Source organism: Pseudomonas sp. P9_2, assembly GCF_034008255.1.
In the GTDB taxonomy this organism is placed as follows: Bacteria; Pseudomonadota; Gammaproteobacteria; order Pseudomonadales; family Pseudomonadaceae; genus Aquipseudomonas; species Aquipseudomonas synxantha_A.
Map to the genome: position 1 here is coordinate 2,095,001 of NZ_CP125376.1, position 24,040 is coordinate 2,119,040.

Annotated in this window: 22 protein-coding genes and 1 pseudogene; 14 read left to right on the top strand and 9 right to left on the bottom strand. The window is 58.3% G+C overall.

What is annotated here, in order from left to right:
* Window positions 1-30: 30 nt before the first annotated feature.
* A complete protein-coding gene (locus QMK52_RS09245) occupies window positions 31-1,224 on the bottom strand; it encodes a murein transglycosylase A (RefSeq protein ID WP_078822541.1) in 1,194 nt (397 codons plus the stop codon).
* A 128-nt stretch (window positions 1,225-1,352) separates the two neighbouring features.
* On the opposite strand from QMK52_RS09245, the gene QMK52_RS09250 reads away from it, so the two are divergent.
* Complete coding sequence (locus QMK52_RS09250) at window positions 1,353-1,802, top strand: cytochrome c (protein WP_320404033.1); 450 nt, start codon at window positions 1,353-1,355, stop codon at window positions 1,800-1,802.
* Window positions 1,803-1,808: 6 nt separating this feature from the next.
* Here QMK52_RS09250 and QMK52_RS09255 read toward each other — a convergent pair whose 3' ends face one another.
* The 4 genes from QMK52_RS09255 to QMK52_RS09270 form a co-directional block, all read right to left on the bottom strand.
* Window positions 1,809-2,204: a DUF1090 domain-containing protein gene (locus QMK52_RS09255; RefSeq protein WP_320404034.1), complete on the bottom strand. Its 396-nt coding sequence runs from the start codon at window positions 2,202-2,204 to the stop codon at window positions 1,809-1,811.
* Window positions 2,205-2,245: 41 nt separating this feature from the next.
* The gene (ligB, locus tag QMK52_RS09260) at window positions 2,246-3,910 is read right to left on the bottom strand and encodes an NAD-dependent DNA ligase LigB (RefSeq protein ID WP_320404035.1); all 1,665 of its coding nucleotides are present in this window, start codon (window positions 3,908-3,910) and stop codon (window positions 2,246-2,248) included.
* Window positions 3,911-4,020: 110 nt separating this feature from the next.
* Window positions 4,021-5,211 (bottom strand): methionine adenosyltransferase, encoded by a 1,191-nt coding sequence (metK, locus tag QMK52_RS09265; RefSeq protein ID WP_005792204.1) that lies wholly within the window; start codon window positions 5,209-5,211, stop codon window positions 4,021-4,023.
* A gap of 19 nt (window positions 5,212-5,230) precedes the next feature.
* Window positions 5,231-6,226 carry an ArsR/SmtB family transcription factor gene (locus QMK52_RS09270; RefSeq protein ID WP_005792202.1) on the bottom strand — a complete coding sequence of 332 codons (996 nt, stop codon included), beginning with the start codon at window positions 6,224-6,226 and terminating at the stop codon, window positions 5,231-5,233.
* A 260-nt stretch (window positions 6,227-6,486) separates the two neighbouring features.
* On the opposite strand from QMK52_RS09270, the gene tkt reads away from it, so the two are divergent.
* The 7 genes from tkt (at window position 6,487) to QMK52_RS09305 (ending at window position 13,661) form a co-directional block, all read left to right on the top strand.
* Complete coding sequence (tkt, locus tag QMK52_RS09275) at window positions 6,487-8,484, top strand: transketolase (protein WP_005792201.1); 1,998 nt, start codon at window positions 6,487-6,489, stop codon at window positions 8,482-8,484.
* A 138-nt stretch (window positions 8,485-8,622) separates the two neighbouring features.
* Entirely contained in the window at window positions 8,623-9,678 is a 1,056-nt protein-coding gene (gene epd / locus QMK52_RS09280; protein WP_005792200.1) for an erythrose-4-phosphate dehydrogenase, read from the top strand.
* A 17-nt stretch (window positions 9,679-9,695) separates the two neighbouring features.
* Window positions 9,696-10,859, top strand: coding sequence for a phosphoglycerate kinase (locus tag QMK52_RS09285; protein ID WP_320404036.1), 1,164 nt, complete (start codon window positions 9,696-9,698; stop codon window positions 10,857-10,859).
* Window positions 10,860-10,890: 31 nt separating this feature from the next.
* Complete coding sequence (locus QMK52_RS09290; protein WP_005792197.1) at window positions 10,891-11,118, top strand: hypothetical protein; 228 nt, start codon at window positions 10,891-10,893, stop codon at window positions 11,116-11,118.
* A gap of 60 nt (window positions 11,119-11,178) precedes the next feature.
* Complete coding sequence (locus QMK52_RS09295; protein ID WP_005792196.1) at window positions 11,179-11,514, top strand: MliC family protein; 336 nt, start codon at window positions 11,179-11,181, stop codon at window positions 11,512-11,514.
* A gap of 123 nt (window positions 11,515-11,637) precedes the next feature.
* Window positions 11,638-12,702: a class II fructose-bisphosphate aldolase gene (fba, locus tag QMK52_RS09300; protein ID WP_003177554.1), complete on the top strand. Its 1,065-nt coding sequence runs from the start codon at window positions 11,638-11,640 to the stop codon at window positions 12,700-12,702.
* 458 nt (window positions 12,703-13,160) lie between these two features.
* Window positions 13,161-13,661 carry a hypothetical protein gene (locus QMK52_RS09305; RefSeq protein WP_320404037.1) on the top strand — a complete coding sequence of 167 codons (501 nt, stop codon included), beginning with the start codon at window positions 13,161-13,163 and terminating at the stop codon, window positions 13,659-13,661.
* 582 nt (window positions 13,662-14,243) lie between these two features.
* Here the strand turns inward: QMK52_RS09305 and QMK52_RS09310 are convergent.
* Window positions 14,244-14,651, bottom strand: a pseudogene (locus tag QMK52_RS09310) (polysaccharide lyase family 7 protein); the annotation flags it as partial.
* An 865-nt stretch (window positions 14,652-15,516) separates the two neighbouring features.
* Between QMK52_RS09310 and QMK52_RS09315 the strand changes: the two are divergent.
* A complete protein-coding gene (locus QMK52_RS09315) occupies window positions 15,517-15,978 on the top strand; it encodes a DUF3757 domain-containing protein (protein ID WP_320404038.1) in 462 nt (153 codons plus the stop codon).
* Window positions 15,979-16,054: 76 nt separating this feature from the next.
* Here QMK52_RS09315 and QMK52_RS09320 read toward each other — a convergent pair whose 3' ends face one another.
* Together QMK52_RS09320 and QMK52_RS09325 are read right to left on the bottom strand one after the other, a co-directional pair.
* On the bottom strand, window positions 16,055-16,348 hold the full coding sequence (locus tag QMK52_RS09320; RefSeq protein ID WP_005792189.1) for a hypothetical protein: 294 nt from the start codon (window positions 16,346-16,348) through the stop codon (window positions 16,055-16,057).
* Window positions 16,349-16,840: 492 nt separating this feature from the next.
* Window positions 16,841-17,506, bottom strand: coding sequence for a polysaccharide lyase family 7 protein (locus QMK52_RS09325; RefSeq protein ID WP_005792188.1), 666 nt, complete (start codon window positions 17,504-17,506; stop codon window positions 16,841-16,843).
* Between the two features lie 310 nt (window positions 17,507-17,816).
* Here QMK52_RS09325 and QMK52_RS09330 point away from each other — a divergent pair, with 310 nt between their 5' ends.
* The 4 genes from QMK52_RS09330 to QMK52_RS09345 all read left to right on the top strand — a co-directional run bounded on the left by QMK52_RS09330 (window position 17,817) and on the right by QMK52_RS09345 (window position 22,205).
* On the top strand, window positions 17,817-19,922 hold the full coding sequence (locus tag QMK52_RS09330; RefSeq protein ID WP_320404039.1) for a putative bifunctional diguanylate cyclase/phosphodiesterase: 2,106 nt from the start codon (window positions 17,817-17,819) through the stop codon (window positions 19,920-19,922).
* Between the two features lie 42 nt (window positions 19,923-19,964).
* Window positions 19,965-20,465 (top strand): M48 family metallopeptidase, encoded by a 501-nt coding sequence (locus QMK52_RS09335; RefSeq protein WP_032879017.1) that lies wholly within the window; start codon window positions 19,965-19,967, stop codon window positions 20,463-20,465.
* Between the two features lie 17 nt (window positions 20,466-20,482).
* Window positions 20,483-20,779 (top strand): winged helix-turn-helix domain-containing protein, encoded by a 297-nt coding sequence (locus QMK52_RS09340; protein WP_005792184.1) that lies wholly within the window; start codon window positions 20,483-20,485, stop codon window positions 20,777-20,779.
* Window positions 20,780-21,080: 301 nt separating this feature from the next.
* Window positions 21,081-22,205, top strand: coding sequence for an IS481 family transposase (locus QMK52_RS09345; RefSeq protein WP_216091764.1), 1,125 nt, complete (start codon window positions 21,081-21,083; stop codon window positions 22,203-22,205).
* Window positions 22,206-22,557: 352 nt separating this feature from the next.
* Here QMK52_RS09345 and QMK52_RS09350 read toward each other — a convergent pair whose 3' ends face one another.
* Window positions 22,558-23,010 (bottom strand): GNAT family N-acetyltransferase, encoded by a 453-nt coding sequence (locus QMK52_RS09350; protein WP_005792183.1) that lies wholly within the window; start codon window positions 23,008-23,010, stop codon window positions 22,558-22,560.
* Window positions 23,011-23,207: 197 nt separating this feature from the next.
* On the opposite strand from QMK52_RS09350, the gene QMK52_RS09355 reads away from it, so the two are divergent.
* Window positions 23,208-23,945, top strand: coding sequence for a substrate-binding periplasmic protein (locus QMK52_RS09355; protein WP_005792182.1), 738 nt, complete (start codon window positions 23,208-23,210; stop codon window positions 23,943-23,945).
* Window positions 23,946-24,040: the final 95 nt, after the last annotated feature.

Here is a 24,040-nt window from a genome sequence, read left to right on the forward strand (position 1 = left end):
GCCCCTCCCACATTTCATTATCAGCGTCTGTCAGGTGCCGGCGGGGGCATCCGGTACTTGCGGCAGCGCCGCGCCTTTGGGCCACAGCATCCAGATTTGCCCTTGTTGTTTCATATTTCCTGCCAGCTCTCCCGCCGCATCACCTGTGCCCCAGAACAAGTCTGCCCGTACTTCGCCGGTGATTGCGCCGCCGGTGTCCTGGGCCGCGACAGGTCTGGTGATCGGTGAACCATCGGGTTTGGTGGTCGACAACCACAATAGGCTACCCAGCGGGATGACCTTGCGGTCCACTGCCACGCTGTAGCCGGCGGTCAATGGCACGTTCAGCGAACCGCGTGGGCCTTCGTTACTGTCGGGGCGTGCGCTGAAGAATACGTAGCTGGGGTTGCTCGCCAGCAGTTCGGGAATGCGCTGCGGATGTGCCTTGGCCCAGGCGCTGATGGCGCCCATGGTCACCTCTTCTTTTTTCAGCTCGCCTTGCTCTACCAGCCAACGGCCGATTGGGCGGTACGGGTAGCCGTTCTGGTCGCCGTAACCTACGCGCAGTTGGCGCCCACCCGCCAGTTGAATACGCCCTGAGCCCTGGATTTGCAGGAATTGCAGGTCCATTGGGTCGGTCAGCCAGGCGATCGGCTTGGCAGTGGAGCCCTGGCTGTTGACGGTGCTGGCGTCGTCATAAGGTTTGAGCACCCGACCTTCCAGGCGTCCACGCAGGCGCTTGCCTTTAAGCTCCGGGTAGATGCTTTCGAGGTTGACGATAATCAAGTCATCCGGCACGCCGTAGACCGGCACATGGGCGGTAGCAGTTTTGGTCAGGCTGCCGGGGTAGACCGGCTCGTAATAACCGGTGATCAAACCATTGGGTGTGTTGTTGGCCGAACGCAAGCCGAAGACATCGAGGTGTTCCTTGAGAAAGCCGCGAACCGCCACGGCATCGCCCGGTACGCTGGCCGCTGCCGCGCAGGTGGTGCCCCATACCGGGTCGGCCTTGAGGCGCTGGCAGGCGCTGCGCCAGGATTCAAAACCGGCCAGCAAATCGCTGTCGGAAACCACCGGCAAGGCTTCCCAGGGTGCGCTCACATAGGTGGCGACCGCATGGGGTTTGGCTTCTTCTTTGGCGACCTCTTTGCCGGCATCTTTACCTGCATCGCAGCCGGCCAGCAGTGCGATCATTGGCAGAGCCCACGCGAGTCGGCGGCTCCAGGGTTTCGCGGTGATATTCATGTAAGCACTTCCTGAAGCGATTACCCATGCTTCACGGCATTCGGGCAACCCTTATTATTAATAGGGCTATTGGTCTTTGCGGGCGGGGCGAGGATACTGGCCGCCGTTTCCCGTGACCTGAAGCCATCATGATTCTAAAAAAACTGACCGTTGTACTGCTGGCCTGCCTGGCCTTGTCCGCCTGTGGCGGTGTTGACCCCAATTCCCCACTGGGCCAACGCAAGGCGATCTTCAAGCAGATGCTCAAGACCGGCGAAGACCTGGGCGGGATGTTGCGCGGGCGTATCCCGTTCGACGGTGCCAGGTTTGCAGAAGGCGCGGTCAAGCTGGATGCGTTGTCCCATGAGCCGTGGAAGCACTTTCCAAGCGTGCGCGAAGAAGATCACACCAGCGCCAAGGACGACGTGTGGCAGAAACAGGCGCAGTTCCAGCAACTGGCCCGCGACCTTGAGGCGGCCACCGGTGAATTGATGATCGCCAGCCAAGTGCAACCCTACAAGGCCAGCAACCTTCAGCCGGCGGTGCAAAAAGTCGAAGACGCCTGCAGCGCCTGTCATAAACAGTTCCGCGATCACTGATCGTTTTTACTGGTCGAGTTCTTCCACCGCGTCCTGTAGTTCTTTGCGCGACTCGGCCAGTTTGTCCTTACGCTTGTTGATCTTGTCCGGATCGCCTTTTTTCATGGCCTTGTCGAGGTCGGCCTGACGGCGGGAGACTTCGTGCTTGGCGTCGAGCACCTTGTTTTCACGTTCTTTTTTCAAGGAGGCGTCGGTACAGTTGGCGGTGACTTCGCTCAGGGCTTTTTCCAGGCCGGCCTGTTGGGCGCTGTTACCGTGGGCCTTGGCTTGTTCGATCTGGGTGCTGATGGCCTGGCGCTTGGCGGCGCAGCCGGTGAGCGGTTGCGCGTCTTCGGCGGCCAGCAGTGGCATGGTTGTGATACTTGCGAGAGTCAGCAAGGCAAAGGGGGCGAGAAATTTCATCTATAAAGCTCCAAGGTCGCAATCAGGTGGCCGGGTGGCGTTCAAAACCCATCTATCCCGGCCTCGCGTAATGTTTCAGCCAAGGCTTGCACCTGCGGGTCGCGAAAAAACGCGCTCAGTTGCGCTGCACGACCCGGGCCGATGCCGTCTGAGGCCAGCCAGGCTTGGGTGTCTTTGGCGGCCAGCGTCTGCCAGTCGCCCTCCAGGTTGTTGCGCGCCGCTGGCGGTACGCCCAAGGCCTTGAGCCATTGTGAAAAAGGGCGTTGCCGGGCGTTGTTAAAACTGTCGAGCACTCGCTCACGAGTGCGATCACCGAAGCCCTCAATGGTAGCAAGCTGCGCCGCATCCAGGGTTAACCAATCGAGAAAGCCTGCGATTAGACCGGCCTGGATCAATATGTTCCAGGTTTCACGGCCCATATGTGGCAAGGCCAGGCCCTGTTTGCCGCTCAGCCAGGTGAGGCGGGCGAGTAATTGATCTTCGCAGCCGGGCTCCAGTTGCCAGCAACTCAGGGCGTGAAAATCGCGAGGGTTGGGTAGCTGCATGTCCACACGGGTTTCGTTGCGCAGGATCACCTCGTCCAGTCGGGGAATAACCTGGCCCGCCAGGCTGATCGACACATGGTCGCCGGGGCGGATATCCAGGGCTTGCCAGCGTTTCAGGGAGCCGGCGCTGACCCGGCTGATCTGCCGATCATCCAGCCACACGGGTTCCAGTTCGAGGATGGGGGTGATGCGCCCGGTGCGACCGATCCTGAATTGCACCTTGCGCACCAGTGCCAGGGCTTTGATGGCTGGGTACTTCCAGGCGACCATCCAATAAGGCGCACTGGCTTGCCAACGCTCGGCGGGTGCCCGTGCAGCCTGGTGCAGCACCACGCCATCGCTGGCGAAGGGCAGCGGTGCGTTGTACCAATGCGTGCGCCAATGAGTGGCTTCGCTGATGTGCTCAATGGGGTGGCTATAACGCTGTGTATCGCTGAAGCCCCAACGCGTCAGGGTGGCCAGGCGCTCGGTGAAGTCCACCGGGCCGTCAGGCCAGGCCCAGACGAACAAGCCGATGCCTGCCGCTTCAGTGTCGCTCAATTGTCGCCGGTTCATCAGCCCGGCCACTTTGCTGCGCGCATTGAGCCCACCGTTTATCGCTTGCACATGGTGATCAAGGCGCCAGTAAAGTTCGCCTTGCAGCACCACATCAATCGCGTCTGGCAGCTGTTGGACGATACCGGGGATCCTGGCGGCCGAGGCCGACCAATCGTGGCCCAGCACGCCATCGCCTCGGCTGATGAGCTGCTGCAAGCGGCCCTCGCGATAGACGAGCGTCACCGCCACCCCATCCACCTTGGGTTGGATCCATACGTCCTCGCGGGTGCTGAGCCACTCCTTGACTGCCGGTTCGTCTGGCAGCTTTTCCAGGCCGGTGTGCGCGACTGGGTGGCGTAACGTGCCGCGTGAACTGGCCAGCGGGTTATTAACCTGCGGCGCAGGTTGGTGGGTGCATTCGCGCCAATGCGCCAGGCGCTGGCGGGCCTGGTCGTAGAGTTCGTCACTGATGGGGGATTGGCCCTGGCGGTGGTAACTGTCGTCCCACTGGCTGATCTGCCTGGCCAAGCTGTCGAGTTGCAGGTGAGCGTGATCGGCGCACGTTTCTGCCCACGTCCAGCTGGATAAAACACTGAGAAAAAAAGCCATGAACTTATGCATCATGAGCATCCGTGCTCGAAAAGGGAGCCCAGCCTAAGTCATCCAGGCGCCCACAAAAAAGCCCCGATTGCTCGGGGCTTTTTACCGGGTGTTTCTGTATACAGCGCGAACGCTTACAGGCCGGCAGCGATACGCAGGTCGTTGGCGCGGTCGGTTTTTTCCCAGGTGAAGGTGCTGAAGGTGTCTTCGCCAACAGTCTTCTGCGCAGGGGTACGGCCGAAGTGTCCGTAGGCTGCGGTTTCCTGATACATCGGGTGCAGCAGGTCGAGCATGGTGGTGATTGCGTAGGGGCGCAGGTCGAAGATTTCACGCACCAGCTTGACGATTTTCTCGTCGCTGATCTTGCCGGTGCCGAAGGTGTTCAGCGAGATCGACGTAGGCTGCGCCACGCCAATAGCGTAGGAAACCTGAATTTCGCAGCGCTCGGCCAGGCCGGCAGCCACGATGTTCTTGGCCACGTAACGACCGGCATAAGCGGCCGAACGGTCAACCTTGGACGGGTCTTTACCCGAGAACGCGCCACCGCCGTGACGGGCCATGCCGCCGTAGCTGTCGACGATGATCTTGCGACCGGTCAGGCCGCAGTCGCCCACTGGGCCGCCGATGATGAACTGTCCGGTCGGGTTGATGTGGAACTGGGTGTCCTTGGTCAGCAACTCGGCAGGCAGCACGTGCTTGACGATCAGCTCCATCACGCCTTCGCGCAGGTCGGCGTAGGACACGTCCGGGTTGTGCTGGGTCGACAGCACAACGGCGTCGATACCCACGACTTTGCCGCCTTCGTAACGGCAGGTCACCTGGGACTTGGCGTCCGGGCGCAGCCAAGGCAATACCCCGGATTTACGTGCTTCGGCCTGGCGTTGCACCAACTGGTGCGAGAAGGTGATCGGCGCCGGCATCAGCACGTCGGTTTCATTGCTGGCGTAGCCGAACATCAGGCCCTGGTCGCCGGCGCCCTGGTCTTCAGGCTTGGCACGGTCTACACCCTGGTTGATGTCGGGCGATTGCTTGCCGATGATGTTCATCACGCCGCAGGTCGCGCCGTCGAAGCCGACGTCGGAGCTGTTGTAGCCAATGTCGGTGATCACGTCACGAACGATCTGCTCCAGGTCGACCCAGGCGGTGGTGGTGACTTCGCCGGCGATGATCGCCACGCCCGTTTTCACCAGCGTCTCGCACGCCACACGGGCGAACTTGTCTTCAGCGATGATAGCGTCCAGCACCGCGTCAGAAATCTGGTCGGCGATTTTGTCCGGATGCCCTTCAGACACGGACTCGGAGGTGAAAAGGGAGTATTCGCTCATCTCGATGTTTTCCTGATATTTACCGATGGTGAGTGTCGCCAGCCGGTCGCTGAAAATGGCGGACCTGAATCTGGAAACCATTACGTAAACCTACATAGAGGCTTTCCCCGGGAACGAGTCCCGCAGCGGTGGCCCAACGGGCCAGATCGTCCTGTTCAAAACCCAGCCAGAGATCACCGCAGGCCTCCTTGGCCCAATTCTGGTTGTGGCTGCATAAATCCGTAACCAGCAGGCTACCGCCGGGGTGCAGTAACCCGGCCATTTGCTTGAGGGCGTCGGCGGGGGCGGCGAAATGGTGCAAGACCATGTTCAGCACCACGCAATCGGCCCGCAGGCTGGTGTCATTCAAGGCGTCGGCCAACTGCAGGCGCACATTGCCCAGGGCTTCGCGTTCACAGAGTTGGCGCGCCAGTTCAAGCATTGCCGGGCTGTTGTCCAGCGCCGTCACCTGCCCGAAACGTCGTGCCAGGTCGGGCAGAAAGCCGCCATCGCCAGGGCCGACTTCCACGGCCGTTGCTTCACTACTGAAGCTCAGCTTGTCCAACAGCGCCAGTACGCTTTCGCGGTACTGGGGCAAGCCGGCGATCAGGTCCTGCTGGGCGCGAAACTTGTCGGCAACCCGGGAGAAAAAGTCCTGGCTGGCGGCGGCGCGTTGCCCGTGGACCTGGCCGATGCGCGACTGTACGTCGCTCGGCAGGCCCAGGTTATCCACTTCCTCAAGCAAGGCGGCGTGCAGTTTGCCGCCCAGCTGTTCGGTATGGGGCAGGGCGCGGCGGTAAAAAATCGCATTACCTTCGCGGCGCGTGGCGACCAGGTCGGCCTGGGCCAGCACCTTCAAGTGGTGGCTCATGCCGGATTGGCCGATGGCGAAGATCTGCGCCAGTTCCAGCACCCCGAACGAATCGTTGGCCAGTGCGCGCAATACGTTCAGGCGCAACGGATCACCTGCAGCCTTGCAAAGGGCTGCCAGTTCATCGCCGTCGTCAGGACGCAGGGAGGGCACGGGTAGGTTCATAAGGCCAGCAGTCTAGTGACGGGTGTAAATCCCTGCAAGGCCAATATCAAAAAGTTTTGATATTGATCGATAAGTGGCGGTTATAAGCCGCCGCTATAACCTTTAGACGAACCAGTTAAAGGTTTCTGCAACCTATTGCCGTCCAAACCACAGGAAAAACACCCTCAAGTGACTATCTGTCATTGCCCGCAGGCGGTGGCTGAGGGAAAATGCCGGTCCTTTTTTCCGTTTCTTTATAAGTAAACTCCAGGAGATCAGCGATGCCCAGCCGTCGTGAGCGTGCCAACGCCATTCGTGCCCTCAGCATGGATGCCGTGCAAAAAGCCAACAGCGGCCATCCCGGTGCCCCGATGGGCATGGCGGATATCGCCGAGGTACTTTGGCGTGACTACCTGAAACACAACCCGAGCAACCCGTCGTTCGCCGACCGTGACCGCTTCGTGCTGTCCAACGGCCACGGCTCGATGCTGATCTATTCGCTGCTGCACCTGACCGGCTACGACGTCACCATCGACGACCTCAAGAGCTTCCGTCAGCTGCACAGCCGCACCCCCGGTCACCCGGAATTCGGCTACACCCCAGGCGTGGAGACCACTACCGGTCCCCTGGGTCAGGGCCTGGCCAACGCTGTCGGCTTCGCGCTGGCTGAAAAAGTTCTGGGCGCGCAATTCAACCGCCCCGGCCACGACATCGTCGATCACCACACCTATGTGTTCCTGGGTGATGGCTGCATGATGGAAGGCATCTCCCACGAAGTCGCCTCCCTGGCCGGCACCCTTGGCCTGGGCAAGCTGATTGCCTTCTACGATGACAACGGCATTTCCATCGACGGCGAAGTCGAAGGCTGGTTCACCGATGACACCCCCAAGCGTTTCGAAGCCTACAACTGGCAGGTGATCCGCAACGTCGACGGCCACGATCCGGAAGAAATCAAGATCGCCATCGACACCGCTCGCAAGAGCGCGCAGCCAACCCTGATTTGCTGCAAGACCACCATCGGTTTCGGCTCGCCGAACAAGCAAGGTAAAGAAGACTGCCACGGCGCCCCACTGGGTGACGCGGAAATCGCCCTGACCCGTGAAGCGCTGAAGTGGAACCACGGCCCGTTTGAAATCCCGGCCGATATCTACGCCGAATGGGACGCCAAGGAAAAAGGCCTGGCCACCGAAGCCGAGTGGGACCAGCGTTTCGCGGCCTACTCCGCCGAATTCCCGGAGCTTGCCAACGAGCTGGTTCGTCGCCTGGCCGGTGACCTGCCTGCCGACTTCTCGGCAAAAGCCTCGGCCTACATCGCCGAAGTCGCGGCCAAGGGCGAGACCATCGCCAGCCGTAAAGCCAGCCAGAACACCCTGAACGCCTTTGGCCCGCTGCTGCCTGAGATCCTCGGCGGTTCGGCTGACCTGGCCGGTTCCAACCTGACCCTGTGGAAAGGCTGCAAAGGTGTCTCGGCCGAAGACGCCAGCGGCAACTACATGTACTACGGCGTGCGCGAGTTCGGCATGAGCGCCATCATGAACGGCGTGTCCCTGCACGGCGGCCTGGTGCCTTACGGCGCGACCTTCCTGATGTTCATGGAGTACGCACGTAACGCCGTGCGTATGGCTGCGCTGATGAAGAAGCGTGTGATCCATGTGTACACCCACGACTCCATCGGCCTGGGTGAAGACGGCCCGACGCACCAGCCGGTCGAGCAATTGACCAGCCTGCGCACCACGCCGAACCTGGACTGCTGGCGCCCAGCCGACGCGGTCGAATCCGCCGTGGCCTGGAAGCACGCCATCGAGCGCAAGGACGGCCCTTCGGCGCTGATCTTCTCGCGTCAGAACCTGCAACACCAGGTGCGTACCGATGCGCAGATCGCCGACATCAGCCGTGGTGGTTATGTGCTCAAGGACTGCATCGGCGAGCCGGAGCTGATCCTGATCTCCACCGGTTCCGAAGTGGGCCTGACCGTTCAGGCCTACGACAAGCTGACCGCGCAGGGCCGCAACGTTCGCGTTGTATCCATGCCATGCACCAGCGTGTTCGAAGCCCAGGACGCCGGCTACAAGCAATCGGTGTTGCCGCTGCAGGTCAGCGCGCGTATCGCGATCGAAGCGGCTCACGCTGACTACTGGTACAAGTACGTGGGCCTGGAAGGCCGCGTGATCGGCATGACCACCTATGGTGAGTCGGCGCCGGCGCCAGCGTTGTTCGAAGAGTTCGGTTTCACCCTGGAAAACATCCTGGGTCAGGCTGAAGAGTTGCTGGAAGACTAAGTCAGTCTGCGTTGTCTGCACTGGCGCTATCGCGGGCAAGCCCGCTCCCACATTTGGATCGCGGTCCAATGTGGGAGTGGGCTTGCCCGCGATGGCGTCAGAACATTCAACACCGAACTAACCTTGATCGAGAACCCCATGCCCCAACCGCGTCCCTACAAAGTTGCACTCAACGGCTACGGCCGCATTGGTCGTTGCGTCTTGCGTGCTCTGTTCGAGCGAGGGGCGGCAGCCGGGTTTGAAATTGTTGCAATCAACGATCTGGCCGACATGGCCAGCATCGAATACCTGACACGCTTTGACTCCACTCACGGGCGCTTTCCCGGCGAAGTGCGGGTCGACGGCGATTGTCTGCATATCAATGGCAACTGCGTACAAGTGTTGCGCAGTGCCACCCCCGAAGGCATCGACTGGAAAGCACTGGGCGTCGACCTGGTGCTGGAATGCTCCGGTGTCTATCACACCCGTGCCGATGGCCAGCGTTTTCTCGACGCCGGTGCGCCGCGTGTGCTGTTTTCCCAGCCGATGGCCAGCGAGGCGGATGTCGACGCCACCATTGTCTACGGCATCAACCAGGATTGCCTGACCGGTGATGAGCTGCTGGTGTCCAACGCTTCGTGTACCACCAACTGCAGCGTGCCGTTGTTGCGTCTGCTGGATCAGGCGATCGGCCTGGATTATGTGTCGATCACCACGATTCACTCGGCGATGAACGACCAACCGGTGATCGACGCCTATCACCACGAAGACCTGCGCCGCACGCGTTCGGCGTTCCAGTCGGTGATTCCGGTATCCACAGGCTTAGCTCGCGGCATCGAGCGGCTGTTGCCGGAACTTGCCGGGCGAATCCAGGCCAAAGCCGTACGTGTGCCGACGGTGAATGTGTCTTGCCTGGATATCACCATGCAAACCGTCAGCGACACTGATGCGACGGAGGTCAACCGGATACTGCGTGACGCCGCGACCAGCGGCCCGCTCAAAGGCTTGCTGGCCTACACCGAGTTGCCCCACGCCAGTTGTGATTTCAACCATGACCCGCATTCGGCGATTGTCGATGCCAGCCAGACTCGCGTTTCCGGCCCCAGGCTGGTGAACATCCTGGCCTGGTTCGACAACGAATGGGGCTTTGCCAACCGAATGCTGGATGTTGCGGAACATTATCTGCACATCGCCGCTAAACAACCTCAACAGTAATTCAGGAACTGCGACCCATGACCGTGTTGAAGATGACCGACCTCGATCTGCAAGGTAAGCGCGTACTGATCCGCGAAGACCTCAACGTCCCAGTCAAGGACGGTGTGGTCACCAGCGATGCGCGAATCCTGGCCTCGCTGCCGACCATCAAGCTGGCCCTGGAAAAAGGCGCGGCCGTGATGGTCTGCTCCCACCTGGGCCGCCCGACCGAAGGTGAGTTCTCCGCCGAAAACAGCCTCAAGCCTGTCGCCGAGTACCTGAGCAAGGCCCTGGGCCGTGACGTGCCACTGGTCACAGACTACCTGGGCGGCGTGGACGTGAAAGCCGGCGATATCGTGCTGTTCGAAAACGTGCGCTTCAACAAGGGCGAGAAAAAGAACAGCGACGAACTGGCCCAGCAATATGCCGCTTTGTGCGATGTGTTCGTGATGGACGCTTTCGGCACTGCTCACCGCGCTGAAGGTTCGACCCACGGTGTGGCCAAGTTCGCCAAGGTTGCTGCTGCCGGCCCACTGCTGGCTGCTGAGCTGGATGCGTTGGGCAAGGCCCTGGGCGCTCCGGCCCAGCCAATGGCGGCCATCGTTGCCGGTTCCAAGGTTTCCACCAAGCTGGACGTGCTCAACAGTCTCAGCCAGATCTGCAACCAGTTGATCGTCGGCGGCGGCATCGCCAACACCTTCCTGGCCGCAGCCGGCCACCCGGTGGGCAAATCCCTGTACGAACCGGACCTGCTGGATACCGCCCGCGCCATCGCCGCCAAAGTCAGCGTGCCATTGCCGGTGGACGTGGTCGTTGCCAAAGAGTTCGCTGAAAGCGCCGAAGCCACCGTCAAGCTCATCGCTGACGTGGCCGCTGACGACATGATCCTGGACATCGGCCCGCAAACCGCGGCCAATTTCGCTGAACTGCTCAAGGCATCCCAGACTATCCTGTGGAATGGCCCGGTAGGCGTGTTCGAGTTCGACCAGTTTGGCAACGGCACCAAAGTGCTGGCCAAAGCCATTGCTGAAAGCTCGGCTTTCTCCATCGCCGGCGGCGGTGACACCTTGGCGGCCATCGATAAATATGGCGTTGCTGATCAGATCTCCTACATTTCTACCGGTGGCGGCGCCTTCCTCGAATTCGTCGAGGGCAAGGTTTTGCCGGCCGTGGAAGTGTTGGAAACCCGAGCCAAGGGCTAAGGCTCGCGTGATCAGGAAAAGGAGCGTTCCCATGATCAAGTCGTTGGCACTGGTGATCGCAGCGGGCCTGTTGGCCGGCTGCAGCGGCACACCCAGCGCGGCGCCGGAGGCGGACAACGCCAAGGCACCGTTGAACAAAAGCTGTTACCAGGCTGACTGGCAAGCCGAGACCATGCCGGTGATCAACAAGCGCATCGGCAACGAACGGCTGGAGAAATACGACTCCGCGCCCAACGGTCAGGAACAGGGTTGCCCTTGACGGGTCTGATCCACTAACCAACAGCAACGGCGGCCCCAGGTCGCCCTGCGAGGATTGGCAATGAAAGGCGTTTTCGCCCTGGCAGCCCTGGCCCTGTTGGCCGGTTGCAGCAGCATGAACATGTTCAGCAAGGCCGCAGAGCCTGCCGACAAGTGGACCACCTGGACCTGCGACAGCAAGGCCGAGCTCAACTGGCGCTTCGCCAACCAGGCCCGTTCCGAAGTGGATGTACGCCTCGGCGGTTCGGACCAGGTTTACCGTCTCAAGCAAGAGGTAGCCGCCTCGGGCGTGCTGTACAGCGACGGCCAATTGGCGTTTCACACCAAAGGTGAGGAAGGCCTGGTGTACTGGGTGGCCACCGATGATTTGATTGGGCGCGGCTGCAAAGCCAACTGAACCCATCAGCAATAACGATTCAGCAGCTCAAGCTCAACCTCTTGATCTGCAATAACTTGAATAGCAGCCGCCGCTACGGCAGGCTTGCACGATTAACGACCCTCGACCGGGAGAGACAACACAATGGCACTTATCAGCATGCGTCAAATGCTGGACCACGCAGCCGAGTTCGGCTACGGCGTCCCAGCCTTTAACGTCAACAACCTTGAGCAGATGCGCGCCATCATGGAAGCCGCTGACAAGACCGACTCCCCTGTGATCGTCCAGGCTTCGGCCGGTGCGCGCAAATACGCCGGTGCCCCGTTCCTGCGTCACCTGATCCTTGCGGCCATCGAAGAATTCCCACATATCCCGGTGTGCATGCACCAGGACCACGGCACCAGCCCTGACGTGTGCCAGCGCTCCATCCAACTGGGCTTCAGCTCGGTGATGATGGACGGCTCCCTCGGCGAAGACGGCAAGACCCCAACCGACTACGAGTACAACGTACGCGTCACCCAACAAACCGTGGCCATGGCTCACGCCTGCGGCGTTTCGGTCGAAGGCGAGCTGGGCTGCCTGGGTTCGCTTGAAACCGGCATGGCCGGCGAAGAAGACGGCATCGGCGCCGAAGGCGTGCTGGATCACAGCCAGATGCTGACCGACCCGGAAGAAGCGGCCGACTTCGTCAAGAAGACCCAGGTCGACGCCTTGGCCATCGCCATCGGCACCAGCCACGGCGCCTACAAGTTCACCAAGCCACCTACCGGCGACGTGCTGGCTATCGACCGCATCAAGGAAATCCACAAGCGCATCCCCAACACCCACCTGGTGATGCACGGTTCTTCCTCGGTACCGCAAGAATGGCTGGCGATCATCAACCAGTACGGCGGCGACATCAAAGAAACCTACGGCGTACCGGTTGAAGAAATCGTCGAAGGCATCAAGTACGGCGTGCGCAAGGTCAACATCGACACCGACCTGCGCCTGGCCTCTACTGGCGCAATGCGTCGCCTGATGGCCACCAACCCGAGCGAATTTGACCCACGTAAATTCTTCGGTGCCACCGTGACCGCAATGCGCGACGTGTGTATTGCTCGCTACGAAGCGTTTGGTACTGCGGGTAATGCTTCGAAGATCAAACCGATCTCGTTGGAAGCAATGTACCAGCGTTACCTCAAAGGTGAGTTGAACGCTAAGGTGAATTAAGCCTTATGCGTTTGAAGAGAAGCCCGCAGTGATGCGGGCTTTTTTTAGCTGCGATTCCATCATGCTCATCGCCTGCGCGCCCTCTTCGGTCAAATAAAGTTGTTTCCCAGGTTTGTCGGCCATACCTATAATTTCGAAAAGGCATAACCATTATTTCTAATTTATTTAAATAACTGTCAAGAATTACAGTATCGAGCCCTGTCATCTTCCTTCAGTATGAGCTTTCAAAGAATCTAAAGGAGTGGCTGATAATGAAAGGTGTCAATGCCGCAAAAGCGGTATCAGCTCGATCAACTATCAATGTGTTATTGCGTGTGATGGCAGTGATGAGTATGGCCGCCTCGATCGGACATGCATACGCGGCCACTACCTGTCCCACCAGCGAACAAGTCACCTCCACGGACCAACATGAATGATTGCCTGACACTTCGCTAACATAACCTGTTTAAAATTTGGCAGTGCTCGACGTCACGGTATTGGCGAACTTCTTTAAAACAATAACGAAGCGTGTATTTATGAGGAGTGGAATGATGGGGCGCAAGGGTATGAATCTATTGTTTCCAGCCGCTTTGGTTGGGCTGGCAGCTTTGGCCGGATGTGCTCGGCAGCATCCTGCAGCGGTATCAATGTGCCCGGCCATCGGTGCCATTCAGCAAGAGAAACAGGAGCAGGGCTATCGTTACGTCTCTGTTGCGCCGGGCGCTGGTTGGAGTGGAGAAAATCCCTATGCACAGGAGTCCTATCTGGCTGGATTGAAGTTCATTTCCGCCGGGATCAGACCCGGGCAAAACGGACCTTTTGTTGCCTGTGATTATGAGGGCCCTGAACAATTTGCCTTTCTGCGTATGTCCCGGCGTTTCTTGACGCTGCCACAACCCGTACAACCGAACTGGGACGATAATGCCTTCTGCAAGCCAGGCTCTGGCAATGTAGCTGATTGCAGGTTTCTCGGCTATTGAGCTAAAAAAGCTTCCCGAGTGTAGGTATTTACCCTCTCATTGGTAACTAGTTTCTAATTTCAATGTGCGTCGTTGACAGTGCCTCGGTTATTGTTTTGGATAGGTTTTATGGCTGTTCGGCCATGCATTCAATTGACGAACTTGTGGGAATTAGAATATGAGGTTAGGGAAGTTGCTCGCACTCACCGCTGTTGCATTTGCAACCGCTGTTGCGGGGCGTTTTGCGCTGGCGGAGGTCATGACAGCGACGATAGATGCCAAAGGGGAAGTCGTGAAGCAATCCCCCATTTGGATAAAACAAGTAGAGCGCTCTGCACATCCTGACTACTTCTCCGACTACAAAGTCAGGTTCGTACCCGGCGTTTTCAAAGAGGTTCCGTCATTTTGCTCGGTGTCGGTAGTTGATGTCCGTTCCGACGATCATATTTATTACGCGCATGCAAAGTTGGGAAGCATTCCGGCTATCAACTATGTCAACGTGCTGACACTGAAAGTAGGTGATAACAAACCAGCTGGGGATTCCTCGATGAGCTTTATGTTGATGTGTATCAAGTAACCTGATGTGACCCAGAAAGAACCCGCGCTGTCGGCGGCGTACACGCTGAGCAACCCGGCTTTGTTGATGTTGATCACATAGGTGAAGCTCTTCTCCAGCGGCACGTTGGAGGCGACGATGATGACCTGGCTCTCGGCCTCGTCCGGGCGCATGCGCACCTTGGCGACGATGTTGCCGGTCTGGGTTTTTTCCTTGAACTGGTACTCCAGCTTGATCAGTGGTTTCTGGCTGTCATAGGCGTGGATCTGGCCGGATGAGGGCACCTGATTGACCGCCAGGGTGGCGCGCAGGAAGTTGTCGGCCTCGGGGTAGGTCCAGTTGCGCAGGCGCCCGTCGGCGTAGGTTTCGCGCAGTTCGCTGCGTGGGTAAATGGCGTTTTCGGTGCGGGTGCCGGTCACGGGGGGCCAGAACTGCACGTCGCTGCTTTTGGCCTGAATTGCATCAGACGTAAGGTAATTGAAATGTCCGTCATAAGGGACATAATCAGATTAATTTAGTTGAAAGTTCGATATAGGTGACATTTTGCTCATCACGACCCCTCCGCTATTTGAAAAGTGAGTTGAGCGCTAAGGTGAGCTGAGCCTTAGGCGCTTAAAAAGAAGCCCGCAATAATGCGGGCTTCTTTTTAAGACGTTTGCTCACCCGGGGGGCTGGCCAAATCTAACCTTGCTTGTCCTCCTTTTTCCGCATTAGCGAATTTATATGTTCCGCTGATTGAATTGGCCCTGGCTCCGTCATGGTAGAGTGCTTTTACGTCACCGGTATGGCTGTCGGCACTTGTGATTGTCAAGTAACGAGGCTGAGTGGGATTGGCAGTTGTTTCCGGCATACGTTCCCATTGGATTAGGCATTGTTCATGATAAATTTCCCTATAACGTTTGATAAAGGATTAGCTTAAAGCGGCGCATTTTTTGTTGTGCCGTTTTTGTAAGGCTATAGAGAGTTGGTCTGCATGGCGCCTGTGAAATATGACAGTGTCTTATACTGTTTTGGAATTGAAAGTAAATGGCGGCAGATATACAGATAGGCCTCGAAATCTTGCGATTGAGCGAGAACGACCTATTTGTTGTACCTCGCTGAACGATAGGGTATGGAAAATTGGGCAGTTCCATGCTTGGCAGCAGAAAACAGTGTTAATGCATTTGTCTTCATAAAGGAAGGGAGGCGCAATCGAGTTGAACGCAATTACATTTGCGTTGCTTATTTCTAAATTGTATTAAAACCTGTCAATGTTGACAGTGTCGCTAGTTAACGCTCTTGCGCATGCTTGGCTCACTCATCCAGGAAGGGGAATATGCTATGTCACATTCAACTCTTAAGTGGCTTCAGTTTTTTGCGGCGACGGGTGCGTTGATGCTGATAGGTAATGCACAGGCGGCGCAGTTATCTTGCCCAGATTCTTCAACTATCAAGGTTGTGAGCATTCAGTTTTCAGCTGGAGAGCAAGAGCAGCAATGGAGTGGCGAACAGCTCATTGACGATTATTCTGGGGCTGAGGGCGTCAAGTTTCTGGGCGCAGCGATCAAACAAGGTGCAGACAGCGAAACGAAATTGCCTTATCACTACGTAATCTGTAATTACAGCGGGAAAGGCAAGGACGATTATTTTAGGTTGTCTAAGCGGTTTGTCTTGCCTCCCGTGGCTAACGGTTCTGGTTGGAATGAGCATAAAGAGTGTACAAATAGTAAAGTCACGGACTGTGCTTTTGAGCTGATGAACTCAAAGGGGCCTGCCAAGTTCACATTGCCTGTTCAGAAGTAGGGGCGGGGGATTTTCCAATCTTTCGTCGCCTCAAGAAAACCCGCAGAAATGCGGGTTTTTTGTGTCCGGGTTTCGATCAGCTTGGCGGTGATGTATCGAATCCACGGTGTTCAATGACCCGAAACACATCACTCACGTCCTGCACCAGAATGCGTGCGGTGTTGGCCACGTTGTTCAGGTCGCGCTCGGCAAAGTCCGGCAGGCTGGAGCAGGCCATCAGGTTCAGGTGTTCCAAAGCAGCGTTGAGGCGTTCGCGCAGGCAGGCGTGAAGGTCGAGCAGTGGGGCGTCGCTGTCGATGAGAAGCACGGGGTAGTCGGTGGCGGTTTCGGTGCAGGGGGTGAAACGGCGGGGTGGAAGCTGTTGGGTCATGGCAAATATCCTCGTATCTGAAAAGGACTACCGCCATTCGCTGCGAAACGAAGTGGGTGGTAGCTGTGCGCGGGTTCGCAGACCGAGGATACGAGGAACCCGGCAGACCCGGAGGTCTCCCACACACAGCCACCATAAAACAGACGACGGGCGCCGAAGCGCTCATCGTTGTATTCATGATGCTTGGTTACACACGTATCGTTAGGGCTGCGAAACCCTATCGCTGATCAACGCCAGCGACGGGGCGAACTATAAGCGGCGAGCTGGCTGACCGCAACGGTCCTGTAGGACGAACACCAGGCCCTCAGGCCACACAGGCCAAATGTGGGAGGGGGCTTGCTCCCGATTGCGGTGGGTTAGTCACAGCTATTGGAGCTGACACACCGCAATCGGCAGCAAGCCCCCTCCCACAGGGGATTTAATCGTCTGGATTTATCGGGGAATGATCCTTGGGCTTATCGGACGTTGCCTACTCGAAATAGGCTAATCCATTTACTCGTGATCAATATCCAACTTCGCAAACGTCACCCGCGCGCCTTCCTTGCTGTCCCCACTGTTGTCCTGCACATACACCCCCGCCTTGAAGTACAACGGCTTGTCGCCCCAGGCAGCGCCAATGCGTTCATTCCACTCGCTGTCGGCGGCGTACACGCTGAGCAGCCCGGCTTTGTTGAGATTGATAACGTAGGTGAAGCTCTTCTCCAGCGGCACGTTGGAGGCGACGATGATGACCTGGCTCTCGGCCTCGTCCGGGCGCATGCGCACCTTGGCGACGATGTTGCCGGTCTGGGTTTTTTCCTTGAACTGGTACTCCAGCTTGATCAGTGGTTTCTGGCTGTCATAGGCGTGGATCTGGCCGATAACGACTTTGCCGGAGGTGGGTACCTGGTTGACCGTGAGGGTGGCGCGCAGGAAGTTATCGGCCTCGGGGTAGGTCCAGTTGCGCAGGCGCCCGTCGGCGTAGGTTTCGCGCAGTTCGCTGCGTGGGTAAATGGCGTTTTCGGTGCGGGTGCCGGTCACGGGGGTCCAGAACTGCACATCGCTGCCTTCGGCCTGGAAGTATTGATCGTTGAAGCCACTCAGCAGCCTTGGGGTGTCGATGGTCGTGGGCGGGGAGCCGACCGGAATGCTCAGGTTCCAGGTGGAGAGGTCGATCATGGTGTTGGCCTTTTACAGAGGGTGAAAACGTTGGCCCAGAGGCCTTACCGGTTCTTTATAGGCGGTGCTGGTGCAATTGTTAAACAATCGCTGGCAATTAATTGGCGTCAGAGGAATGCCAAAAAGCCATGTTGCCCATGAGCCGCGGGCTGCAGGGCCTTACCGTTAGTCGGCTTCCTGGCTTTTGTTTCAATGAGGGCATCCACGTCACTTCTGCTTTTTTGGAACCGAGGCTAGAGTGAGCCCTCAGTATTTATCCGGGTTTGGTAACAGAACTGACCGGTGCAGCTCCCCAAGGAAGAGACGTAGCATGGATTGCGCTCCACACCCAGGCGATGCCAGTTCGGTCCTTTTGGTGGTCGATGACTACCCGGAAAACCTCGTCAGCATGCGTGCGCTATTGCAGTGTGAAGACTGGCGGGTAATGACCGCCGCTTCCGGCCTGGAAGCCTTGGAATTGCTGCTGGCCCACGACGTCGACTTGGTGTTGCTGGACGTGCGCATGCCCGGTATGGATGGCTTTGAGGTGGCACGTCTGATGCGTGGCAGCCAACGCACGCGCATGACGCCGATTATCTTCCTGACAGCCACTGCCCATTCACCCGACGCGGTGCTTGAAGGGTATGCCAGCGGTGCGATCGACTACCTGTTCAAGCCGTTTGACCCACTTATCCTCAAGCCCAAGGTGCAGGCGTTGCTGGATCACCAGCGTAATCGCCGCGCTTTGCAGCGCCTGAGCCATGACCTGGAACTGGCCCGCGCCTTCAATGCCTCGGTGCTGGATAACGCCGCCGAGGGCATTCTGGTGGTGGGCGAAACCAGTGTGATCGAATACGCCAACCCGGCCATTTCGCGGCTGCTCAATGCCACGATGGCCGAGTTGCAGGGGGAGAGTTTCCTCAGTTTTCTGCAAAAACCTCATGTGCCCACTTGGCTGGGCTTCCCGATGTACGAGGCGTATCGCAAGGGCCAGACGTGGCGCCAGCACGATGCCATTTTGCGTACGGGTCGCGGCCAGCAGGTGCCGGTGGCGTTATCCTGCGCGCCCTTGCCTGCCGAGCAGCAGGCGATGGTGGTGACAGTGCTGGACATGTCTGAAGTGCGCCACCTGCACCAGCAGCTGGAGTTCCAGGCCGTGACCGACCCGTTGACCGGGCTGCTGAACCGGCGGGGTTTTCATCAGGCGGTGGAGAATACGTTGCTGCGCGGCGAACGCAGCGAGCAGGCGCTGGTATTGCTGTACCTGGACCTTGATGGCTTCAAGCGGGTCAACGATACGTTGGGCCACGACGCCGGTGATCGTGTGCTGCGTTGGGTTTCTGAACAAATGCAGGCATGTCTGCGTTCCTACGACATTCTCGGACGCATCGGCGGGGACGAGTTCACCGCCTTGCTGGAGCTGGAGTTCCCCGAGCAGGCTGCGAAGATCGCGGAGAAGCTGATCGAGCGAGTGTCTGTGTGCCAGCAGGTCGACGGTCTGGATGTGATGCTCGGCGTCAGTATTGGCATTGCGACGTTTCCCGATTGCGGCTCGGACCTGAGCGGTCTGTTACGGGCAGCAGATATCGCTATGTACGAAGCCAAGCGCGCCGGACGTCAGCAGTACCGTTACTACGACCAGGAAATGAACGGCCGCGCCCGTTCGCGGCTGATGCTCGAAGACAGCGTACGCACAGCCATTGCGAACAAGGATTTCACCTTGGTGTACCAACCCCAGGTGTGCCTGGAAGATGGGCGTCTGCGCGGTGTCGAAGCACTGTTGCGCTGGCAGCATCCGAGTGTCGGCGATGTGCCACCAGGTTTGTTTTTGCCGCTGTTGGAAGAGGCGCGCTTGATCAGCCAGTTGAGCACCTGGATCTACCAGCAAGTCGCTGCCCAGCGCCAGGCCTGGCAAGCTACCTTCGACCCTGAGCTGGTGCTGAGCGTGAGCCTGAGCAGCAGCCAGTTCAATATGCCCAACCTGGCCAACCAACTGCAGCAGGTACTGGAGCGACATGGGCTGCGTGGGCGGCAGTTGGAGGTGGAAATCGGTGAAGACTGCCTGATGAATAATCTTGAGGAGTCGACCAAACAGCTGCAGTTACTGCGCCGCATTGGCGTGCGTATAGCCCTGGATGACTTTGGTGCCGGCCACTGCTCCCTGGCCCATTTGCGCGATCTTGCGTTCGACACCCTCAAGCTTGACCCGCAGTTGGTGGCGCGCCTGCCGGGCTCGTCGCGGGATGCCGCAATGGCACGCAGCATCATCCAGTTGTGTGGGCATTTTGATGTGTTGGTGATCGCTGAAGGCGTAGAGACCCTTGAGCAAACGGAGTGGCTCAAGGCCAATGGCTGCACGTATATCCAGGGGCCGTGGGCGGCGTTGCCGTTGATGGCCGAGGACGTTGCCGGCTGGTCGTACCCTCGCGTGCGTTGAATTCGCTACACTGGCGCCCGTCCCATTTGCGTTGCACACCCCATGACTGCGTTGAAATACCTCCAGGCCTATCCCGCTGCGCTTCAGGAGCAAGTGCGTCAACTGATCGCCAAGGACCAGTTGGGTGCCTATCTGGAGCAGCGTTACCCCGAACGCCACGCCGTGCAGAGCGATAAGGCGCTGTATGCCTACGCGCTGGCCCTGAAGCAGGAACACTTGCGCAACGCACCGTCCATCGACAAGGTGCTGTTCGATAACCGGCTGGACCTGACCCATCGCGCCTTGGGTTTGCACACCACGATTTCCCGGGTACAGGGCGGCAATCTCAAGTCCAAGAAAGAGATTCGCATCGCTTCGCTGTTCAAGGAGGCCGCCCCGCAGTTTCTACGCATGATCGTGGTGCATGAACTGGCGCACTTCAAGGAATCTGACCACAACAAGGCGTTCTACAAACTCTGCCAATACATGATGCCGGACTACCATCAGGTGGAATTCGACCTGCGGGTGTACCTTACCTGGCGCGATTTGCAGGGCAAGCCCTAACCACAAGGCGACAGACCATGGATGTGAGCAAGACCAAAAGCAGTTTCTATCGCCGCCTGTATGTGGCGTATTTGATCGACAGCCAGTTGGCCAGCAGCGTCCCGGCACTGACCGAGGCCACTGGTATGCCACGGCGCACGGCCCAGGACACGATTGCGGCGTTGGCTGACCTGGATATCGTGTGCGAGTTTGAGCAGGAAGAGGGGGCGCGTAATCACGCTGGGCATTATCGGATTCGTGATTGGGGTGCGATTGACCGGGGGTGGATCGCGGCCAATCTTGCGATGATCAAGCAGGTGTTGGGTTACCCCTGACATAGGTGGTGGCTGGGCTTGCCCCCGATGAGCATGGGTATCTACACAACTTTGGTGCGAAGCCGGACCCTGTGGGAGGGGCGGTGCGACGATTCGACTTGCTCCCGATGGCGGCCTTAGGGCCGACCAGGATGCCGGATCAAACCGAGTACATATCCGTTATTTAGGTAACGGCCACTTAGGGTTCCGCTCTGACAGCGGGTCACTTTGGAAAAGCCTGTACGGACCGGACACATGGTTGACGGGTGTGCGGGGACATGGTGGACACTTTTCGGCGAGCCAACTTCGCCGGAAAGCCATCATGCCTTGGAACACGAGAGATACCATGAGCCTGAAAGAAGAGTTCGTTGCCTTAGCACGGCAGCCCGGCAGTAATAAAAGAGAACTGTGTCGACGCTTCGGCATCAGCCCGCAAACGGCCTATAAATGGCTCAAACGATACGAGATGCAAGGGCAGTCGGGGCTGCAAGAAAAGTCCCGAAAACCAGCTACCAGTCCCAAACTGACCAATGCGGCCCTGGAGGCGGAGGTCGTAGCGCTCAGGCAGGAACATCCGGCCTGGGGCGGACGCACAATCAGCAGCATCTTGAAAAAGCAAATTGCTCCCAGCACAGTAACTAACGTGCTGCACCGACACGACCTGATTCAGCCCGTTCAGAAGGAACAGGAAGCAAAGCTGAGATTTGAACACGATGCGCCTAACGACCTTTGGCAGATGGACTTCAAAGGGCATTTCGCAACTCAAGAAGGTCGATGCCATCCCCTGACCTTGTTGGATGATCACTCGCGATTCAATTTAGCTATTCAGGCGTGTGATAACGAACGCGGGGGCACAGTGAAGGAGAAGATGATTGAGGTATTCCAACGCTTCGGATTGCCCGCTCGTATCAATGTTGATAACGGTCCTCCATGGGGATCGCCGCGCAACCCCGGTGAAATCACAGAGTTAAGTATCTGGTTGATTAGCTTGGGAATCCGGATCAGTTTCAGTCGCCCCTATCACCCTCAAACCAACGGAAAGATCGAGCGCTTTCATCGATCACTCAAGGCGGAGGTGCTTAATGGACGGCAATTTTCCACGATCAAGGAGGCTCAAACCGCATTTGATCAGTGGCGTGAGGTTTATAACCTGCAGCGTCCTCATCAAGCACTGGACTACAAGGTGCCCATGGACCGGTATCGGTCCAGCCCTTGGGCTTACCCGCAGCAGTTATCACCCTTCGAGTACGGGCCGGATGATGTGTCGATCAAGGCGTATCACAGCCGATTTCGTTTTCAGAAACGCTATTTCAGCATCGCCAAGGGCCTGAATGGTCATCACATCGGAATACGACCTAACCCTGAAAAAGACGGTCTCTTTGATGTTTACTTCTGCCATCACTTTCTAAGAACGATCGACCTGAGCAAACCTGACTATGGCCCATAATGTGTCAACCATGTCCCCGCACATGTGTCCACCATGTGTCCGGTCTATACAAAAAGCCCCAAAGTAACCAAAGGGCTCTTGCCCCACCACTCGGCACCTCGCCTGGGCTCGGTGTGCCCGTAATCCGCCAGTGATTTGGGGGGCCGCCGCCACGCGCCATCCATGGCGCGGGGGGGCTAAACCGGCATCCCTGCCGGTTTAGCCCCCAAATCCCTGTCGAATTCCGGCCAGCGTGGTTTAACGGGGCGCCCAAGATCAAAAGCAGATCAAGATCAAGAGCGGCTCGCTTCGCATCGTGGTTACTGGTGGCTGCTACGAAGTTGTGTAGATACCCATGCCCCCGATGAGGCCATCAAGCCCGCCGCATACCAATATGTGGAATATCGTCTTCCAGGTATTCCTCACCCACCACCACAAACCCATACCGTCCGTAATACCCCTGCAAATGCGCCTGGGCCGAGAGAAAAATCGGCATTTCTGGCCAGATACTCTCAATGCGCTTGAGCGCTTCCTCCATCATTTGATGCCCCAGCCCGGTGCCCCGTGCCACCGGCGCGACGATGACGCGGCCGATCACTACGTCGTCGCCCTGGGATTCAGGGTCCAGTAACCGCAGGTAGGCCACCAGCTCATCATCTTGCCAGGCCATCAAGTGGTGGGTATCGCCCGCCAGATCCTGGCCGTCGATGTCCTGGTAAACGCATTGTTGCTCGACGACGAAGACCTCGCTTCGCAGGCGCAGGATGGCGTACAGCTGTTCCTTGCCCAAGTCGTCGTGATGTTTGCAGACCCAATCGACCGTCATGATGTGTGCTCGTATAAAGACGTGCCAAGAATAGTAAGCGCGGCGGGCGCTGGTGTCTAAAATGGTAATTTTGTGAATGGCGTCAATTTGCCATCATTCGGCGCGGGCGCAGCGGGCTTCTTTGTGTAATCTGCAGTGCACGCTCATTGATGAGCTACTGTTATCAGGCCACTGCCTGCCCGCCAAGGACTTTGAGCATGCCGCGATTGACTCGTGCCGTTGCTTTGATCGCCGTGTTGTTACTGGCCCAACCGGTGTTGGCACAACGCCTGCGCCTGGTGGCGGATAGCTGGCCGCCGTTTACCGATGCCACCCTGATCAATGGCGGCCTGGCCACGGATATCGTCAGCACGGCCCTGGCCCGTGCGGGGTATGCCAGTGATTTTGACCAGGTGCCTTGGGCTCGCGCCTTGAAGGGGGTGGGTGATGGGCGCTACGACGTGCTGATCAACGCCTGGTACGACGAGGCCCGTACGCAGTTGGGGCAGTTTTCCCGCGAGTATTTGCTTAACCGTGTGCGCTTTCTCAAGCGTAGCGACGATCCCATTGCTTATCGCAACCTGACAGAACTGCACGACGAGAAGATCGCCGTGGTGCGCGGCTACGCCTACTCGGCAGCGTTTGACCAAGACACACTGTTGCAGAAAGTGCCGGTGCACAACTTTGCCATGGCCGTGCGCATGTTGGCGGCCCAGCGCGTGCGGTTGACGTTGGAGGATGAATACGTAGCGCGTTACTACCTGGCGCGGGAATCGCCGCGGGTGCGCAATGCTGTGGCGTTTGTGGGCGAGCCCTTGAGCCAGAACAGCTTGCATATCCTGGTCAGCCTGAAGAACCCCGAACACGCGCAGATTGTTGCCGGTTTTGATCGGGAAATTGCACGGATGAAGGCGGATGGCAGTTATGCGCGGTTGATGAAGGCGCATGGGATGTAGCGTCTGTGCGGGCCTCATCGGGGGCAAGTCGAATCGTCGCATCGCCCCTCCCACAAGGGAGCGGCATACACCAATCGAATGTGGGAGGGGCGGTG

What these genes read in the sequence shown, in the direction of transcription:
- QMK52_RS09245 (WP_078822541.1), bottom strand. Translation starts at nt 1,224, where the DNA reads ATGAATATCACCGCGAAACCCTGGAGCCGCCGACTCGCGTGGGCTCTG.
- QMK52_RS09250 (WP_320404033.1), top strand. Translation starts at nt 1,353, where the DNA reads ATGATTCTAAAAAAACTGACCGTTGTACTGCTGGCCTGCCTGGCCTTG.
- QMK52_RS09255 (WP_320404034.1), bottom strand. Translation starts at nt 2,204, where the DNA reads ATGAAATTTCTCGCCCCCTTTGCCTTGCTGACTCTCGCAAGTATCACA.
- ligB (WP_320404035.1), bottom strand. Translation starts at nt 3,910, where the DNA reads ATGATGCATAAGTTCATGGCTTTTTTTCTCAGTGTTTTATCCAGCTGG.
- metK (WP_005792204.1), bottom strand. Translation starts at nt 5,211, where the DNA reads ATGAGCGAATACTCCCTTTTCACCTCCGAGTCCGTGTCTGAAGGGCAT.
- QMK52_RS09270 (WP_005792202.1), bottom strand. Translation starts at nt 6,226, where the DNA reads ATGAACCTACCCGTGCCCTCCCTGCGTCCTGACGACGGCGATGAACTG.
- tkt (WP_005792201.1), top strand. Translation starts at nt 6,487, where the DNA reads ATGCCCAGCCGTCGTGAGCGTGCCAACGCCATTCGTGCCCTCAGCATG.
- epd (WP_005792200.1), top strand. Translation starts at nt 8,623, where the DNA reads ATGCCCCAACCGCGTCCCTACAAAGTTGCACTCAACGGCTACGGCCGC.
- QMK52_RS09285 (WP_320404036.1), top strand. Translation starts at nt 9,696, where the DNA reads ATGACCGTGTTGAAGATGACCGACCTCGATCTGCAAGGTAAGCGCGTA.
- QMK52_RS09290 (WP_005792197.1), top strand. Translation starts at nt 10,891, where the DNA reads ATGATCAAGTCGTTGGCACTGGTGATCGCAGCGGGCCTGTTGGCCGGC.
- QMK52_RS09295 (WP_005792196.1), top strand. Translation starts at nt 11,179, where the DNA reads ATGAAAGGCGTTTTCGCCCTGGCAGCCCTGGCCCTGTTGGCCGGTTGC.
- fba (WP_003177554.1), top strand. Translation starts at nt 11,638, where the DNA reads ATGGCACTTATCAGCATGCGTCAAATGCTGGACCACGCAGCCGAGTTC.
- QMK52_RS09315 (WP_320404038.1), top strand. Translation starts at nt 15,517, where the DNA reads ATGTCACATTCAACTCTTAAGTGGCTTCAGTTTTTTGCGGCGACGGGT.
- QMK52_RS09320 (WP_005792189.1), bottom strand. Translation starts at nt 16,348, where the DNA reads ATGACCCAACAGCTTCCACCCCGCCGTTTCACCCCCTGCACCGAAACC.
- QMK52_RS09325 (WP_005792188.1), bottom strand. Translation starts at nt 17,506, where the DNA reads ATGATCGACCTCTCCACCTGGAACCTGAGCATTCCGGTCGGCTCCCCG.
- QMK52_RS09330 (WP_320404039.1), top strand. Translation starts at nt 17,817, where the DNA reads ATGGATTGCGCTCCACACCCAGGCGATGCCAGTTCGGTCCTTTTGGTG.
- QMK52_RS09335 (WP_032879017.1), top strand. Translation starts at nt 19,965, where the DNA reads ATGACTGCGTTGAAATACCTCCAGGCCTATCCCGCTGCGCTTCAGGAG.
- QMK52_RS09340 (WP_005792184.1), top strand. Translation starts at nt 20,483, where the DNA reads ATGGATGTGAGCAAGACCAAAAGCAGTTTCTATCGCCGCCTGTATGTG.
- QMK52_RS09345 (WP_216091764.1), top strand. Translation starts at nt 21,081, where the DNA reads ATGCCTTGGAACACGAGAGATACCATGAGCCTGAAAGAAGAGTTCGTT.
- QMK52_RS09350 (WP_005792183.1), bottom strand. Translation starts at nt 23,010, where the DNA reads ATGACGGTCGATTGGGTCTGCAAACATCACGACGACTTGGGCAAGGAA.
- QMK52_RS09355 (WP_005792182.1), top strand. Translation starts at nt 23,208, where the DNA reads ATGCCGCGATTGACTCGTGCCGTTGCTTTGATCGCCGTGTTGTTACTG.